The following is a 15,848-nucleotide window of genomic DNA, read 5'->3' on the forward strand; positions in this document are numbered from 1 at the left end:
ATAAAAAAGGCTGGAGATACTGGTAAATAAGGATAAATTATTACAATAGCAAAGGGGTGCCAGGCACCTCTGTATGAAACCGTGGCAATGAGGAATGATAGTTGTAAGAAGGAAGAAAGGCATTGAAGAAAGAGAGGGTACATATCAATGGGCCAGCCATTAATTTTTTCTGCTTCGATTGGCCATGGGCACAATCAGGCAGCTAAAGCAATTCAACATGAATTTAATAATCAGGGGATTTACCCAATAGTAATAGATACCTTTCAAGAAATTAGTCCTCTTCTTCATAAATGCATGGTAAAGAGTTATTTTCAGCTTATAAAGACGGGGCCACTCTTGTGGCGGAAAGCGTACTTTTATGCTGAAAAAAATCCTATATTTTTATTATTAGACCGGGTGGCCACGCTTTTTTCTGACAAGCTGTTCAGTTTGATCAAAAGTTACCGCTGTAATTTTATCATTTCAACTCACCCGTTTGTAACAGCATTTTTGTCCAAAGTAAAAAGAATAAAGAAATTAAAGCAGCCTTTTTATACTATTATTACTGATTTTGTCCTTCATCCAGCGTATGTAAGAAATGAAATTGACGGGTATTTTACAGCATCCCCTCATATTGAAACATTTGCTGAAAAACATAAAGTATCTGCTGAACAATTTTATCACACGGGCATCCCAATTATTAAAGATGACGTTATTTCTTTGTCCAAAACCTATGCCCGCTTTCAGCTTGGTCTTGATCAAACTGATAAAAATATCCTCCTCATTGCAGGAGGAGGATTGGGCTATGCTAATTATGTGAATATCATTCGGTCTCTTGACAACCTTGAAAAACCAGTCGAGATAATTTGTATGATGGGGCACAACAAGAAAGCAGAAGAAAAAATCCTCAGGCTTCAATCGAAGCATTCCATCAAAGTCGTTGGGTTTACCCAAGAGTTTCTCATCTATTTACGGGCCAGTGATTGTATCCTTTCTAAAGCAGGCGGATTAACGATGGCTGAATCACTCGCTTGTGAAACACCTATTATTATCTATAATCCTGTTCCAGGGCATGAAGAGCATAATGCTCGCTATCTTGCTCAGGAAGGAGCAGCTCTTTTTGTCAAACATTCTCATGAGCTTCCTGCAAATTTAGAAAAAGTATTATATGACCAGTCCTTTTATGACCGATTGCAAAAAAGAGCACAGTTGTTAAAAAAACCAGATGCTGCTTCTGAAATCGTTCGAAAGATCACGTTATTATACGAAGACCAGCAAGCTAATGGCTGAACAGGGAAAAAACAAGCCTCTCCTGGGATTGGTAATATAAGGATGTTCCTCAGGGGCATTTTTCGCAAATTATCTCATATTTCAAGGGGCATTACACGGTTCATTTTATTTAGGGAATTATAAGTAAAAATTATCCATCTTGTCATCAATTTCTTTTTGAGTGATTCCAATATAATCTTTTGTAATGGCAGGGGTAGAATGATTAAATATTTCCTGAAGGACAGCGACATCCTTCGTTTGATTATAAAAATGGTAGCCAAGTGTTTTTCTCATGGAATGGGTGCCAATTTGTTCAATCCCTGCTTTATCAGCCGCTTTCCGCAAAATTCTGTAAGCCTGGACTCTAGTAAGGGGCAGGTTGGTTTTTCTTGAAGGAAAAAGATATTCTTCGTCTTGCATGTCCTCTGTGTAATCCGCAATATCCTGCCACAGTTCCCGGTTAATCCGAAAAGTGCCTGACTTCCTCGTTTTTGTTTCCTTCACTCTTATATGGGTTTTGTTCCGGACATCTTTTACTTGAAGGGGGAGGATGTCACTAATTCTCATTCCTGTATTTAAACCCAGCACAAACATAAAGTAATTTCGTAAACTGTCTCTTTTCAATGCTCTTTTCATTCGATCAATAGCTTCAAGCTCCCTGATGGGCTGTACCTTTTGCATTCCTTGGGTCCGCAAGGAATGGTAGTCGCTCATTTCTTTTCTTTTATCCCCCGTTTGTTTTTGCCTGCTTAATAACGAGACTTTCTGCTGCAAGAGCCGGCTGCCAAATGTCTCCTGAAGCTTTTTCACTTCTTCTTCTGTTAAAAACACATCTGGTGCAACCTCTTTTTTTTTCAAACTGCTCACCTCTCAATATGTAACTTCTAATGTAACGTGAATTCAGTATGTTACATCAAGAGTAGCATACAAGACAGCGGAAAACCATATTTATAAAGGCAGACAGGCAAATTAGTGAGTGCCTGCCTTAATGTAACAAAATGTATAGTTTGTTACCTATTACTTTGCTTACATAAGCGGTCTGGCAAAGAAATTACTTGCTGCTTATAGCTTTGGGAAAACAATAACGGAAGTAAGGCTTAGAAGAGGAAAAGATCCTTACAGTGTCAAAGCTTTAATAACAACGAAAAAAATACAGCTCTTAAGCCCTGCAGTTGTCATGGTAAGTAAACTGAAAGAAAGAGGGAGAAAGGAATGGAACAGTGGATTGAAAAAGAAATTGCCATTGGGGAAAATTCAAACATAAAAGGTACACTGGCTATCCCTGCAAAGCTTAAAACAAATGAGAAGGCACCAGCTGTTATGATTATCCCAGGAAGCGGACCAATTGACAGAAACGGCAATGTGAACAGAAAATTTACCTTTGACGTATATAGAGAACTGGCTCATTACATTACCAGTTTGGGATTTATAACGTTCAGATATGATAAACGAGGAGTGGGAGAGAGCAAAGGGGATTATTATTCAACTGGTTTTTATGATTTGGTTGATGATGCACAATCAGTGTTTACTTTCTTATCATCACACCCAAACGTGATAAAAGAACAAATCATAGTAGCAGGACACAGCGAGGGTACGATTATTGGAACTGCATTATCAGAAAGACGAGACCTTGGGGGACTGATGTTGTTGTCTGGTAGCGTGGATAATCTTGATCAGGCCTTGAAAGGTCAAAGACAGCGTGCATATAAGGAATTAATGGAGAAGCCAGGCTTGATAGGATGGCTGAACCGTAAGCTTAAGATTGATGAAAAGAGCGAGAGAAAAGTTGACAAGCTGACTGCACGAATGGCTTCAGAGGATAAGGACGTTATTCGCTCTCTCTTTTTCTTTAAACAGCCCGCTAAATGGTTGAGAGAGCACACTGCCTATGACACAAGATCAGGGTTACGCACTGTTAGCTGCCCGGTACTTGCAATGAATGGTGACAAAGACAGCCACGTGAATATTGGGGTGCTGAAGGAACTAGAGACTTTAGTTCAGGGGGAAGCTGAATACCATATTATTAAAGACATGGAGCATGGGTTAAAGGAACAAAGAAAAGAAAATCTATTCTTCAGGTCAAAAAACTTATGAAAGAAAGCATGAATAAACCCCTTCACCCTGAAGCAAAAGCTGTTATCAGGCAATGGTTATTCACTCATTATGACCCTCACCATGTGTAAGGCGGGGGTCTTCCTTTTTTCGGTAATGTTTGAAACCGTTTTTGTGATTCTACGTATACGTATGTAATAGAGAATAAAAAGAGGGCGATTTATATGAAAAAAACAAGAAAAGATGACTGGAGTATTCCTACGATCCTTGGCTGGACAGCTGACCTTTTCTTACTAGCACCCCGAGCTATTATTAATTTTTTCAGAAACGTTAATTAAAACCAGCAAATGAAAAGTAACGTTGAAAGTAAGACCAACCTGGTATGAACTTATTTTAACTGCCGTCTACCCATCCAAATTAAAAATCTAACTTGAAATAAAAAATAAGAAGGAAGAAAATATAAAAAAGCAAGGTAAGGATCCGAAATATACTATTACTTCCCCACATGACACGGACAATTTTATTACTATGTTTCATAGTGGTGCACCTGAATGCATTTATTCCAAACGTTGCGGCAGTTCTTCCTGCACCATAAAGAGAGCCTGCCAGAAATCCATACAAAGGTTCAAAAAGAAACCCTGTAAACAAATGCAGATAGTAAAAGGTGGTAAAGGGGATATAGGTAAACATCCCGCTCCCTAAAATAAGGCCCCACACGATCATATTAAGGTTTCTCGAACCTTGGAGCCAAGAGGATGGCACCTGCCATTTGACGCTAGGCAGTCGCAAAGTATTCAGCTTACATTCATAAAGGAAAAAAGTAATACAAAGAATGAATAGAACCAGGATATTGTTCTCTATGCTTAACCAAAAGGTCAGTGTATAAATCATGAACGTGAGAAAAAATCCGGTAACTGCTCCTCCAATGACTGCTGAGAAAAAGTACAACACAAAACGTTTCCAGCTTTCTTTCCACTTCCTCTCCTCACCGAGGGGGGTCACCGCAAGGGTAACGTTAATCCCTCAGTAGGTGCAGATAGTGGATACCCCGGCTGATAGCGCCAAAATAATAAGCAGCCATTGATCTAGTTGGCCACTCGATAGTTGATCTATCACCTTCAAATCCCTCCCGCTGGTCACAAAGTGTGCTGACACTGACAATCATTAACATGCCTCCTATACGGGTTGTTCCCGAGAGGGGTACAGTCACAGCAGACTTTTGAAACATGAGGCAGCGCTACACACCAACAGCCTGTAGTTGTGTATCCATAGGCGTATGATATTTGATAATCTTTGGGACAGGGAGAAGAGACATCGCAGTGCTTGCAAAGGCCTTGCCCAAAAGGAAAATAACAATCTCTAAGCTGGTACCACACCTCGCACCAATTATTTTCGGAACCTCTTTTAGTAAAAGGATGTCTTGATTTTCTTATTAAACTATTGAAAATAGCTGAAAGCCCGTTTTGATTCTCCGTTTTCCGCATTACATATTCCCCAATTCTTCTCGATAGAACCGAAAGGTAAACCATATATTTTTCACGCTCACTTTTCCAAGGAGGATAGTAACTTCGTCAAATGTTTTTCATTATTACACAATCCCTTATCTATAATCATTCTCTTTTCGTCTGTCATAAAGGCGAAGGGAGTAACTTTGACATGACAAGCAGAAAAAAGTTCGGCAGCAGGATCAAACAGAAGGTCGCCATCCCACTCTTGGGCAGCTGCCTCTTTTTCTTTCTTTCCTAAAAAAACAGTAATAAAATTAACATTTGTCTCATGCTTACTTCTCATCATATTCCAGTGAGGAATCAGATCGGTACATGCTTTACAGCTTTGTGAGGCAAACAAAATCAAGGTTGGTTTTTCCTCCGCCGGATGAATGATGATTGGCTTATTTTGGGCGTGCAAAGATTCCACAGATTCAACTGCAGGTAGCCTTTCTCCAATTTGCAAGCCATCCTTTGATACGGACGAAGCAGGCCTTACATATACTTCTCCAAATTGACGGTAAAGAAGAAAAATTAAAAAAAGAACCAGCACCTGGATCAACCATAAGAGAATATGAGAATAGAGAAGAAATTGTTCCATACCACCCATCCTTTATTAATTTTTTTCTTTTTTTATCAGCATCATGGTTTCTTGATGAGAGGTCCAGGCAATCTGAGATACTAGCAAAATCAAGGTAAGAGAAAAGCCCATTATTAGTGAAGCGGGGGTAAAGGCCAAAAAAGTGTCCTCTAAGAGTACTAATGGAAGAATAAGTCCACTTAAAAAAAGGAGAAAAGAAGTTTTAAGCAAGGTAAAGCGATCAATGCGACTCTTTATGTATTTTCCATAGCACCCGCAAGCTGCACTCTTTCTGGATAGAACAATAACAATGGTATGAAAGAAAAAAATAAGTAATAAAACAGTAACAAGAATCCAGCCCAGGAAAAATGTCTGTCGATTCACTAGCAGCAGAGCCCCTGATAATTCAAGAAAAGGCAATAAAGTTAGAAAAAATGAGCGATACTTGGTCGGGATATAATCTACATTTACGTTCAATGTAATAAAGTGACGAAGACTGCTTAGCTTGGTCAAAGCCGATATGATAAAAAAAGAGGAAAGGCAGCAAATCATAGAGAGGAAAAAAACATCCATAAAATACCTCCTGTGCTCTTTTCTTATTTTATTTTCCAGGATAGAGATATATACCTGAAATAGAGCAATAAACTACTATGGTGAAAAGGCAGCGTGACAGCTGCCTTTTTATGACTTACCAGCCTTTGAAGGAGGTACCTACGATAACTAACAGGATAAACAACACCACGATTAAGGCAAAACCTCTTCCGTCATGGTGTCTTGGATGAGCGAAACCTGACATAATTTCACCTCCTTAAAACAAAGTGGAAGGAAGATCCTTCACTACTAAAATATGAAACAACAGGCATCATGACTGGACAAGAGTGTATAGATTAGAAGATTTGGACATAATCCTGGAAATTATTTTATAAATGGAGCAGGAATTTTCCTGGTATATGAAAAATAAGTAAAGTAGGCAGAAATGAAAAATGTCGATTTCCTATATGTCCATCAATGAAAATGACTGATTATTCATTCACTAGAAGGAGGGGAAGATATGTCAGCTCCATTGTACCTGCAGGAAGAGCACCAGGTCTTTCGGTATTCTCTTCGAAAATTTCTCGAAAAAGAAGCCGCTCCCCATTATGAGAAATGGGAAAAAGATCGACTGATACCACGGTCATTTTGGGAGAAAATGGGACAGCAAGGTTTTCTCTGCCCTTGTGTTCCTGAAGAATTCGGAGGCACAGAAGCTGATTTTAGCTATTCAGTGATTATTAATGAAGAGCTTGAAAGAATTGGATCGAGTTTAATTGGAATAGGCCTACATAACGATATTGTCATTCCTTATTTTCTACATTATGGAACCACAGAACAGAAGCAAAAGTGGCTTCCTGGATGTATCACGGGTCAGACCATTACAGCGATTGCCATGTCTGAACCAGGAGCGGGCTCGGATCTATCCGCCATTAAAACAACGGCCGTGCGTGAGGGGGACCATTATATCGTTAATGGGGCAAAAACATTTATTACAAATGGAATACACAGCGACCTGATCGTTATTGTCTGTAAAACTGATCCGAAAGCCAATCCGCCCCACAAAGGGATCAGCCTCCTCGTCGTAGAAAAAGATACACCTGGTTTTACCCGGGGAAAGAAGCTTGATAAGGTAGGGCTTCACAGCCAGGACACAGCCGAGTTATTCTTTGAAGATGCCAAGGTTCCTGTTTCCAACCTTTTAGGGGAAGAGGGAAAAGGATTCTATTATTTAATGGAACAGCTGCAGCAGGAAAGGCTGATTGTTGCTATTTGTGCCATTGCAGGAGCTGAAAGAATAATGGAGTTGACTCTTGATTACGTAAAAGAACGCAAGGCATTCGGAAAAGCCATTTCTTCTTTTCAGAACACACAGTTTAAGCTTGTGGAACTGCAGACAGAGGTTGAAATCGGCCGTACCTATCTTGATCAGCTGATAATGCGGCATATCAATGGTGAAGACATCGTAAAAGAAGTCTCTATGGCGAAGTGGTGGACGACAGAACTAGCAAAAAAAGTCTCAGCTGAATGCGTTCAGCTTCACGGAGGATACGGCTATATGGAAGAATACGAGGTTGCAAGAAGGTTCCGGGATATTCCAGTAGCTGCAATTTATGCAGGAACAAATGAAATTATGAAAACCATTATTGCTAAAAAAATGGGGCTGTGAGAATGAATAATCTTCTAAAGGGCGTTCGCGTTCTTGATTTTTCAATGTACCTGCCAGGCCCTTTTGCTTCCATGCGCCTGGCTGACAGGGGAGCGGAGGTTATCTCCATTGAGCCAGTTCAAGGCGATCCTTCAAGGCACATGGGTATACAAAGAGAAGGAACCGGCGTAGTCTTTCTCGCAGTGAACCGTAACAAAAAAAGTGTAGCTCTGGACTTGAAATCTGAAGAAGGACGAGAAGCGGTCAAGGAGTTAATACAAATCTCAGATGTTTTAATAGAAAGCTTTCGGCCGGGAGTAATGGAGCGTCTAGGCTTAAGCTATGAGCAGAGTAAAGAATGGAACCGTGGACTTGTCTACTGCTCGATTTCAGGATACGGGCAAGACACGATAGCCTTAAACGGATTTGGAAGCCATGATTTAAATTACATGGCATTAACGGGCATGCTTGCCCAATTAACGACAGTAGAAGGAAAACCGGCTCATCCCTCCATTCAATTTGCGGATTATATCGGAAGCTTTGGTGCCTGTGAAGAAATTCTTGCGTCTCTTTTGCACCAAAAAGAAACTGGGGAAGGAACTCATATAGATTTAGCTTTAACGGACAGCCTTCATTCCATGCTTGGTGTTCATTCACTTATCCACCAGGAAACAGGGAGAGAATATGGAATTAACGAGCTGAATGGAGGGGTGGTTTGTTATGGAATTTACGAAACATTGGACGAGAGGTTTATCACTCTTGCTGCATTAGAACAATCTTTTTGGAGGAACTTTTGTACTCAGACAGGTAAGAAAGAGTGGATCTCTAAGCAATTTTCTCCTTCAAAGGATGGAAGCGATGTATTTGAGAAGATGAAATCCTTGTTTAAAAGCAGAACCTTTCGTGAGTGGTCTGAATTTTCCAAACGAGTGGATTGCTGCATGGCACCGGTTCTGCGATTATCTGAAACAGAAGCCCATCCTGTCACCCAGGAGCGGGGAATGTTCTATGAGCTCGGAGGCGGCCTGAAACAGGTTGCAACTTCCACGGCGTTTTCCCAGAAAAAAACCATGCAGCCTCCTTCCCTAGGTGAACACACAGAAGAAGTATTAACCTCACTGCTAGGATGGCCTGAAGAAAAAGTTAAGCGCTTACAATCTAATCACTAATAGGAGGAACCATATGATGAAAGAAGCAGTCATAATTGAAGCAGTCCGGACACCAATGGGACGCAGAAACGGTAAATTAAGCAAAGTTCGTCCGGATGATCTATTAGCAGAAGTATTAAATGAGGTCGTTACACGAGCTGGGGTCCCAGCAGAGGAAGTAGAAGATGTGATTGCAGGGTGTGTTTCCCAAGTTGGCGAGCAAGCACCGGATATTGCAAGAGCAGCGGCCTTAATTGCAGGTTTTCCTAAAGAAGTCCCAGGCGTTACAATCGACAGGCAATGCGGCTCTAGTCAGCAGGCTGTTCATTTTGCCGCTCAGGCCGTTGTGAGCGGAGATATGGATGTTGTTATTGCCTGTGGAGTGGAAAGTATGTCCAGGGTTCCCATGTTTTCAAATGTTCAGGGAGCATCTTACAGCCAAAAATTAACTGAACAGTATGAAATCATTAATCAAGGATTGTCTGCTGAGCGAATTGCGAGAAAATGGAACCTTTCAAGAGAAGCCTTGGATGAATTTTCTCTTTCCAGCCACCAAAGAGCTGTCACTGCCCAGGAAGAAGGTCGTTTCTCTCGTGAAGTTATGGCTGTAGACGCAGAAAATGAAGACGGGGACATCATCTCTGTGACAGAAGATGAAGGTCCAAGAAAAGGAACGACTTTAGAAAAGTTGGCTTCCTTGAATCCTGCCTTCCAAGAAGGGGGCGTGATTACCCCGGGTAATTCCAGCCAAATCAGTGATGGAGCTGCTGCCCTTCTTATCATGTCAAAAGACAAGGCGGAAAGTCTTGGGCTTACGCCTCGCTTTAAAATCACTGCCAGAAGCGTTGTCGGCTCTGATCCTACGTTGATGTTGACCGGTCCTGTTGCCGCCACTCAAAAGGTGCTTAAGAAAGCAGGGCTGACTCTTGAACAGATGGACCTTTACGAAGTGAATGAAGCATTTGCTCCTGTCCCATTGTATTGGCAAAAGGAATTAAACGCAGATCTAACCAAACTTAACGTAAATGGTGGGGCGATCGCTCTGGGGCATCCTTTGGGGGCAAGCGGTGCCAGGGTGATGACAACTCTAATCCATGAACTTGAGAGAACAGAAAAGCGATATGGCCTCCAGGCCATCTGTGAAGGGTTTGGAATGGCCAATGCCACTATTATTGAAAGAATAGAAAGCTAAAGAGGAAGGAGAGAAGGAATGAATATTAATGATGCTACTGTACTTGTTACCGGTGGTGCTTCCGGACTAGGAGAAGCGACTGTACGAAGACTGGTATCCCAGGGAGCTAACGCTGTCATAATCGACCATAATGAAGAACGCGGGAAACACTTAGCGGAAGAATTAGGAAAACGCGTTCTTTTTTACAAGGGTGACGTAACGTCAGAAAAAGAAATTACAGAAGGATTAGATGAGGCAGAAAAGACATTTGGCAGTTTGCACATTCTTGTAAATTGTGCCGGCATCGGTGTTGCTGAAAAAGTACTATCCAGAAAAGGCGCTCATTCCTTTGACTTGTTTTCTAAAGTCATACAGATTAATTTAATTGGAACGTTCAATATGATTCGACTGGTCTCAGAGAGAATGAAAGAAAACAAAGAAGATTCACAGGGTGAAAGAGGAGTAATTATTAACACGGCTTCCGTCGCTGCCTTTGAAGGTCAAATAGGTCAGGCTGCTTACAGTGCTTCCAAAGGGGGAGTGGCCAGCATGACTCTTCCTGTTGCCCGGGAACTTGCCCGTTATGGTATACGCGTTATGACCATTGCTCCAGGGCTCTTTGAAACCCCTATGTTTGAATCCCTGCCAGATGATGCAAAAGAAGCGCTCGGAAAAATGACTCCTTTTCCGAAAAGGCTGGGGCAGCCGCTAGAGTATGCAATGCTTGCAAACCAGATTATCGAAAATCCCATGCTGAACGGAGAAACGATTCGCCTGGATGGAGCAATTCGGATGCAGCCAAAGTAATAAAAGTCTATTAAATAAATGGAGGGATTCTTATGATGAATGTACCTTTGCTCATTCCTAATATGATAGAAAGAGCAGAAACCTATTTTCCGAAAAAGGAAGTCGTTTCAAGGACCAGCTCCGGTATACAACGTTTCACTTACGCTCAAATAGGAGAGCGCACAAGGAGATTATCCCATGCTCTTCAAAAGCTTGGGGTTGAAAAAGGAGACCGTGTAGCTACGTTTGGCTGGAATGATCACCGCCACCTGGAGGCCTACTTTGCGATTCCGGGATTAGGTGCAGTTCTTCATACCATTAACATTCGTCTTTCACCCGAACATATCATCTACATTGTAGATCATGCCAAAGATAAAGTGCTTCTTATTGATGAAACTCTGCTGCCTTTGATTGAAAAAGTGAAAGATGAATTAAGCAGTGTTCAGGCTTTTATTGTGATGAGTGATAATGTCCTGCCTGAGACGTCATTACCGAATGCTTACTCTTATGAACAGATCCTTGAAGAAGCTGATCCCTCCTTTCAATTCAGAAAAGATATAGATGAAAACGCCAACGCCGGGCTTTGCTATACCTCTGCTACCACCGGAAAGCCTAAAGGTGTGATGTACAGTCACCGGGGCATTGTTCTCCACAGCTTTGCTTTAGGGCTGGCAGATACAGCTGCTCTTTCCGAGGGGGACCGTATGCTGCCAGTGGTCCCGATGTTTCATGCAAACGCGTGGGGACTTCCGTTTGCAGCTGTTTGGTACGGTACCTCCCAAGTCCTTCCAGGACCACAGTTTACCCCTAAGCTGCTCGCAGAACTTATTCAGGACGAAAAGGTTACGATTACTGCGGGAGTTCCTACCATCTGGCTGGGACTTTTAAAAGAAATGGAGACAGGAAACTACGATACTAGTTCTTTACGGGCAGTGTTATGCGGAGGCTCAGCTGCTCCTCCGTCCATGATCGAAGCGTTTGAACGTAAATATAACGTTCCTTTCTTACATGCTTATGGCATGACTGAAACGAGCCCGCTTGTAAGTGTTTCCACTCTTAAAAGCTATCAGGACAGCCTGACATCGGACGAAAAGATGGAGATTCGGTCGAAACAAGGACTGGTGGTTCCAGGTCTTGAGATATCCGTCGTCGGTGTGAATGGAGAGGTAGAAAAAAACGGCGAAGAAATGGGAGAGCTTAGAATTAGAGGTCCATGGATTGCTGATGAGTATTACTATGATGAAAGAAGCAAAGAGGCCTTTAAGGACGGCTGGCTTTATACAGGGGATGTGGCCACTCTTGATGAAGAAGGCAATATAAAACTGGTAGACCGAACAAAGGATTTAATCAAAAGTGGAGGGGAATGGATCTCTTCGGTAGATTTGGAGAATGCTCTTATGGCTCACGAAGAAGTATTTGAATCTGCTGTTATTGCAGTACCTCATCCTGAATGGCAGGAACGGCCGCTTGCATGTGTGGTGTTACATGACCCTTCTAATAGTAGTGTCTCTAAAGAAGAATTATTTGATTTTCTAAAACCTCAATTCGCGAAATGGTGGCTTCCTGAAGATATTGTCTTTTTAAAGGAAATTCCTAAAACTTCCGTTGGGAAATTTTTAAAACGAGCTCTCCGGGATGAGCTTCAGGAGCATTACCAAGCATAAAAAACGAGAAAGAGGAGGGACCTTGATGACTGTGACGTTAAGAGACATGTTCGAGCAAGCGGTGCTGAAAAACCCTGAAAAAGAAGGACTTTATGATGTTCGGTTAAATAAACGCTGGACATTTAGAGAATGGGATCATGATGTGAATCGTCTTGCAAACGCTTTTCTATCTGCAGGAGTTAAAAAAGGGGACCGAGTGTCTGTTTTTATGTTTAACACCAGCGAGTTTGTCACTGCATTGTTTGCCTGCACCAAAATAGGAGCTATCTTTAATCCTATTAACTTTCGCCTGATGACAAAAGAAGTGGAGTTTATTATTAAGGATGCCTCTCCTAAAGTATTTCTATTTGAAAAGGCAGTTGAAGAACAGGTTATGCCGCTTGCCAAGGTATTTCCTTCTGTTTCATTTTGGTCCATTGAAAAAGAAGTTCCTGAGTTTGCGTCCTCCTACTATAAAAAGCTCGAACAAGAAAATGATCGTCGACCTTCTGTTTTCCTGTCAGAAGATGACACGTATGCACTGATGTATACAAGCGGAACGACGGGTCAACCAAAGGGGGTTGTACACCGTCACCGGGACATGATGGATCAAAGTCTGGTAATGCTTGCATCCTTGCGTCTTACACCAGAGGATAAAGGCTTGACCGTTGCTCCGTTGTTTCATTGCGCTGAATTGCACTGTGCTTTTTTCCCGCGGCTGCACCTTGGATGTACCAATATCCTTCTTCATCATTTTGACCCAAAAAAGGTACTGGACGTAACAGAAGAGGAAGAGATCACGACCATGTTTGCTGCCCCTACAATGTGGAACATGCTTCTCCAAGAAAACTTGGTTAACCGGACCCTGTCTTCCTTAAGGCAAGGCTTATACGGAGGAGCTCCCATGGCACCTGCTCTTGTCAAAAAAGTGGCTGAGCAGTTTAAGACTGACCTTATCCAAGCCTATGGCATGACAGAAATGGGACCTGCAATCACCTGTCTATTTGAATACGAACAGCTTTCAAAAGCAGGATCTGCAGGCAAAGCGCTGATCAACCATGATATAAGAGTGGTGAGGACCAGAGAAAACGGACCGTCTGAGCCAGATGACATTCTCGAACCAGGAGAATTAGGAGAAATTATAGTCAAAGGTCCCAGCATGATGGTGGAGTATTATAACCGTCCTGAAGCTACTGAGGAAGCCTTGTACAAAGGATGGTACCATTCAGGAGATATAGGTTACCTTGATAAAGACGGCTACCTTTATGTAAGTGACAGAGTTAAGGATATGATTATCAGCGGGGGAGAAAACATCTATTCTAGAGAAGTGGAGGATGCTTTATATGAACATCCAGGTGTCCTGGATGTAGCAGTTATTGGGGAGCCCGATGAAAAATGGGGAGAGAGAGTTGTTGCCCTGATTGTGAAAAAAGAAGAATCCTTACAGGAGGATGAACTAGATCAATTTTGCAAAGAAAGTAACAGGCTGGCCAACTATAAACGCCCTCGCCGCTACGAGTTTGTTAATGAGCTACCTCGAAATGCGAGCGGAAAATTACAGAAATTCAAATTAAGAGAACAGGTTAAGCAATAAGAAAAAGGAGGCCACATCATGGTCTCCCTTTTTCTATTCTATGATGTATTTTATTTTTGCTTCATGATTTCAGCTAAGATTTCATAAGATCGAAGCCTTGCTTTATGGTCATAAATTTGGGTGTTTACCATAACCTCATTTGCCTGCGTGTCATTCAGGAACCTCTGAAGCTGTTCTTTAACCGTCTCAGGACTGCCAAAAATTGAGCTCCCTAATTGCTGCTCTAATGCATTCTTTTCCTGCTCTGTCCAAATCTCATCCATGTTTTCAACAGGTGGCTGAAGAGGCTGTTCAGTATTTCTGACCAGATTTAAAAATTGCTGCTGCAACGTTGTTCCTAAATATTCTGCTTCTGCATCCGTCTCCGCAGCAACAATGTTCAGCGCAACCATCGCATACGGTTCATCGAGAACCTCTGATGGCTGGAAGCTTTGATGATACATCCGAAGAGCAGGAATCGTATTGGCCGGCGAAAAATGGCTGGCAAAGGAAAAAGGGAGACCCAGTTGTCCTGCAAGCTGAGCACTAAATCCGCTGGACCCAAGCAGCCAGATCGGAATATCAAGCCCTTGACCAGGGATCGCGCGAACTGGTGCTTTTTGGGATGGAGAAGCAGCAAAATATGCTCTCAACTCCTCAAGCTGTTCCGGAAAATCATGTCCGCTGCTTCGAAGGTTACGTCGTAAAGCCTGGGCGGTTAGTCCATCTGTACCCGGTGCGCGGCCAAGTCCCAGATCAATTCGTCCGGGATGCAGGGATTCAAGAGTACCAAACTGTTCAGCAATCACAAGAGGGGCATGATTTGGAAGCATAATTCCACCAGAACCTACACGAATGGTTGAGGTCGCTGCTGCTACATGTCCGATAAGTACAGATGTAGCAGAACTACCGATAAAGGGCATATTATGATGTTCAGCCATCCAATATCTTTGGTATCCCCAATTTTCAGCATACTGTGCCAGATCTACTGTTTTTTTAAACGACTCTGCCGCTGTTTCCCCTTCAATAATGGGAGAAAGATCAAGTACGGAAAAAGGGATAGATCCTATATTTGTCATAAATTTCAACTACTTTCTGTTCAATGTAAGGATAAGAATTACTTCATCCTAGAGGACATTTTATCAACAAAATTTGATGATCAAAAGTAAAACGATTTGTATGTTTTCAATCTCACTTTTAGCTTTCCTTACACGCCTTGCGCTCATTCATATTGACAGGTACGATAAAAATAACTAAAAAGCACTGTTTTTAAAAAATAAAGGAGGAGTAAAAATGGAGAAACCTTTGCCTCCAGGGCAGTTTGAAACGAAAAATTGGCCTATATTACACCAGGGGGATGTCTATACCTTTAATGAAAACGAGTGGAGTTTTGAATTGTTCGGTGAAGTGAAAGAGAACGTTTCTCTTTCATTTCAGGAGGTTATGAAGCTGCCCAGCGTGACATCAACGATCGATTTGCATTGTGTGACAACCTGGTCAAAATTTAATACTGCTTTTGAGGGGATTCCCCTACGGAATTTTCTTGAATTAGTTACGCCTCATGAAGGTGTGGAATTTGTTAAGATTTATGGGTATTACAATGGCGATCGTTTTGGCTATTCAGCTAACCTGCCATTAAAGGACCTATTAGGAGATGATGCCCTGTTTGTATACCGCTGGAAAGATGAAGGAGGAGAGTGGCAGGATATAAGTCCAAAGCATGGATACCCCCTTCGTTTTATTCCACCTGAAACGTTCTATTTATGGAAGGGATCAAAATGGGTGTCTGGCATTCGATTTATGAAAGAAGACGAGGAAGGATTTTGGGAAGAGCTTGGGTATTCAATGACGGCCAATCCCTTTAAAGAAGAAAGGTATCAATAGGATCATTTATGAAGCGATGATGAGGTAAGAATTTGCAAATTCAGGAACTGAGAATAAAGATTTTCCAGGAGTAGTAAGTTTGATTCTCCATCCTTTA

The 15,848-nt window shown here is 41.9% G+C and carries 15 protein-coding genes; 9 read left to right on the forward strand and 6 right to left on the reverse strand.

All coding sequences use genetic code 11. The annotated features are described in order from the left end of the window. The first annotated feature begins 147 nt into the window (after positions 1–147). Positions 148–1,269 carry an MGDG synthase family glycosyltransferase gene (locus CEF17_RS07625; RefSeq protein ID WP_100399008.1) on the forward strand — a complete coding sequence of 374 codons (1,122 nt, stop codon included), beginning with the start codon at positions 148–150 and terminating at the stop codon, positions 1,267–1,269. 117 nt (positions 1,270–1,386) lie between these two features. On the opposite strand, the gene CEF17_RS07630 is transcribed toward CEF17_RS07625, so the two are convergent. Continuing rightward, positions 1,387–1,929: a site-specific integrase gene (locus CEF17_RS07630; RefSeq protein ID WP_100400839.1), complete on the reverse strand. Its 543-nt coding sequence runs from the start codon at positions 1,927–1,929 to the stop codon at positions 1,387–1,389. A gap of 531 nt (positions 1,930–2,460) precedes the next feature. On the opposite strand from CEF17_RS07630, the gene CEF17_RS07635 reads away from it, so the two are divergent. Further along, positions 2,461–3,342, forward strand: coding sequence for an alpha/beta hydrolase (locus tag CEF17_RS07635; RefSeq protein ID WP_100399009.1), 882 nt, complete (start codon positions 2,461–2,463; stop codon positions 3,340–3,342). A 973-nt stretch (positions 3,343–4,315) separates the two neighbouring features. Here CEF17_RS07635 and CEF17_RS20595 read toward each other — a convergent pair. From CEF17_RS20595 to CEF17_RS07655, 4 genes are all read right to left on the reverse strand, one after another. Beyond that, the gene (locus tag CEF17_RS20595; RefSeq protein WP_157842977.1) at positions 4,316–4,528 is read right to left on the reverse strand and encodes a hypothetical protein; all 213 of its coding nucleotides are present in this window, start codon (positions 4,526–4,528) and stop codon (positions 4,316–4,318) included. A 314-nt stretch (positions 4,529–4,842) separates the two neighbouring features. Then, complete coding sequence (locus CEF17_RS07645) at positions 4,843–5,388, reverse strand: TlpA family protein disulfide reductase (protein WP_100399011.1); 546 nt, start codon at positions 5,386–5,388, stop codon at positions 4,843–4,845. 15 nt (positions 5,389–5,403) lie between these two features. Continuing rightward, on the reverse strand, positions 5,404–5,940 hold the full coding sequence (locus CEF17_RS07650) for a MauE/DoxX family redox-associated membrane protein (protein WP_100399012.1): 537 nt from the start codon (positions 5,938–5,940) through the stop codon (positions 5,404–5,406). A gap of 115 nt (positions 5,941–6,055) precedes the next feature. After that, entirely contained in the window at positions 6,056–6,163 is a 108-nt protein-coding gene (locus CEF17_RS07655; RefSeq protein WP_100399013.1) for a YjcZ family sporulation protein, read from the reverse strand. Positions 6,164–6,418: 255 nt separating this feature from the next. Between CEF17_RS07655 and CEF17_RS07660 the strand changes: the two genes are divergently transcribed. Genes CEF17_RS07660 through CEF17_RS07685 form a run of 6 tightly spaced genes read left to right on the forward strand, consistent with a single transcriptional unit; the run spans position 6,419 to position 13,888 of the window. Continuing rightward, positions 6,419–7,567, forward strand: a complete 1,149-nt coding sequence (locus tag CEF17_RS07660) for an acyl-CoA dehydrogenase family protein (protein WP_100399014.1) — start codon at positions 6,419–6,421, stop codon at positions 7,565–7,567. 2 nt (positions 7,568–7,569) lie between these two features. Further along, on the forward strand, positions 7,570–8,715 hold the full coding sequence (locus CEF17_RS07665) for a CaiB/BaiF CoA transferase family protein (protein WP_100399015.1): 1,146 nt from the start codon (positions 7,570–7,572) through the stop codon (positions 8,713–8,715). A gap of 16 nt (positions 8,716–8,731) precedes the next feature. Further along, complete coding sequence (locus CEF17_RS07670) at positions 8,732–9,886, forward strand: thiolase family protein (protein ID WP_100400840.1); 1,155 nt, start codon at positions 8,732–8,734, stop codon at positions 9,884–9,886. Positions 9,887–9,904: 18 nt separating this feature from the next. Then, the gene (locus tag CEF17_RS07675) at positions 9,905–10,672 is read left to right on the forward strand and encodes a 3-hydroxyacyl-CoA dehydrogenase (protein ID WP_100399016.1); all 768 of its coding nucleotides are present in this window, start codon (positions 9,905–9,907) and stop codon (positions 10,670–10,672) included. A 32-nt stretch (positions 10,673–10,704) separates the two neighbouring features. After that, entirely contained in the window at positions 10,705–12,315 is a 1,611-nt protein-coding gene (locus tag CEF17_RS07680; protein WP_100399017.1) for a long-chain fatty acid--CoA ligase, read from the forward strand. A gap of 25 nt (positions 12,316–12,340) precedes the next feature. Then, the gene (locus CEF17_RS07685; RefSeq protein WP_100399018.1) at positions 12,341–13,888 is read left to right on the forward strand and encodes a fatty acid--CoA ligase; all 1,548 of its coding nucleotides are present in this window, start codon (positions 12,341–12,343) and stop codon (positions 13,886–13,888) included. Between the two features lie 50 nt (positions 13,889–13,938). On the opposite strand, the gene CEF17_RS07690 is transcribed toward CEF17_RS07685, so the two are convergent. Further along, entirely contained in the window at positions 13,939–14,946 is a 1,008-nt protein-coding gene (locus CEF17_RS07690) for an LLM class flavin-dependent oxidoreductase (RefSeq protein ID WP_100399019.1), read from the reverse strand. A 214-nt stretch (positions 14,947–15,160) separates the two neighbouring features. Here CEF17_RS07690 and CEF17_RS07695 point away from each other — a divergent pair, with 214 nt between their 5' ends. Next, positions 15,161–15,751, forward strand: a complete 591-nt coding sequence (locus CEF17_RS07695) for a molybdopterin-dependent oxidoreductase (protein ID WP_100399020.1) — start codon at positions 15,161–15,163, stop codon at positions 15,749–15,751. The last annotated feature ends 97 nt before the right edge of the window (positions 15,752–15,848 follow it).

Origin of the sequence: Bacillus sp. FJAT-44742, assembly GCF_002797315.1 — a bacterium.
Taxonomy (GTDB): Bacteria; Bacillota; Bacilli; order Bacillales; family Marinococcaceae; genus Thalassorhabdus; species Thalassorhabdus alkalitolerans.

Bases quoted from the DNA above. Each gene is read 5' to 3' on its own strand.
- CEF17_RS20595 (WP_157842977.1), bottom strand. From the start codon at position 4,528: ATGTTTCAAAAGTCTGCTGTGACTGTACCCCTCTCGGGAACAACCCGT.
- CEF17_RS07680 (WP_100399017.1), top strand. From the start codon at position 10,705: ATGATGAATGTACCTTTGCTCATTCCTAATATGATAGAAAGAGCAGAA.
- CEF17_RS07670 (WP_100400840.1), top strand. From the start codon at position 8,732: ATGAAAGAAGCAGTCATAATTGAAGCAGTCCGGACACCAATGGGACGC.
- CEF17_RS07685 (WP_100399018.1), top strand. From the start codon at position 12,341: ATGACTGTGACGTTAAGAGACATGTTCGAGCAAGCGGTGCTGAAAAAC.
- CEF17_RS07690 (WP_100399019.1), bottom strand. From the start codon at position 14,946: ATGACAAATATAGGATCTATCCCTTTTTCCGTACTTGATCTTTCTCCC.
- CEF17_RS07660 (WP_100399014.1), top strand. From the start codon at position 6,419: ATGTCAGCTCCATTGTACCTGCAGGAAGAGCACCAGGTCTTTCGGTAT.
- CEF17_RS07675 (WP_100399016.1), top strand. From the start codon at position 9,905: ATGAATATTAATGATGCTACTGTACTTGTTACCGGTGGTGCTTCCGGA.
- CEF17_RS07625 (WP_100399008.1), top strand. From the start codon at position 148: ATGGGCCAGCCATTAATTTTTTCTGCTTCGATTGGCCATGGGCACAAT.
- CEF17_RS07630 (WP_100400839.1), bottom strand. From the start codon at position 1,929: ATGCAAAAGGTACAGCCCATCAGGGAGCTTGAAGCTATTGATCGAATG.
- CEF17_RS07665 (WP_100399015.1), top strand. From the start codon at position 7,570: ATGAATAATCTTCTAAAGGGCGTTCGCGTTCTTGATTTTTCAATGTAC.
- CEF17_RS07645 (WP_100399011.1), bottom strand. From the start codon at position 5,388: ATGGAACAATTTCTTCTCTATTCTCATATTCTCTTATGGTTGATCCAG.
- CEF17_RS07655 (WP_100399013.1), bottom strand. From the start codon at position 6,163: ATGTCAGGTTTCGCTCATCCAAGACACCATGACGGAAGAGGTTTTGCC.
- CEF17_RS07650 (WP_100399012.1), bottom strand. From the start codon at position 5,940: ATGGATGTTTTTTTCCTCTCTATGATTTGCTGCCTTTCCTCTTTTTTT.
- CEF17_RS07635 (WP_100399009.1), top strand. From the start codon at position 2,461: ATGGAACAGTGGATTGAAAAAGAAATTGCCATTGGGGAAAATTCAAAC.
- CEF17_RS07695 (WP_100399020.1), top strand. From the start codon at position 15,161: ATGGAGAAACCTTTGCCTCCAGGGCAGTTTGAAACGAAAAATTGGCCT.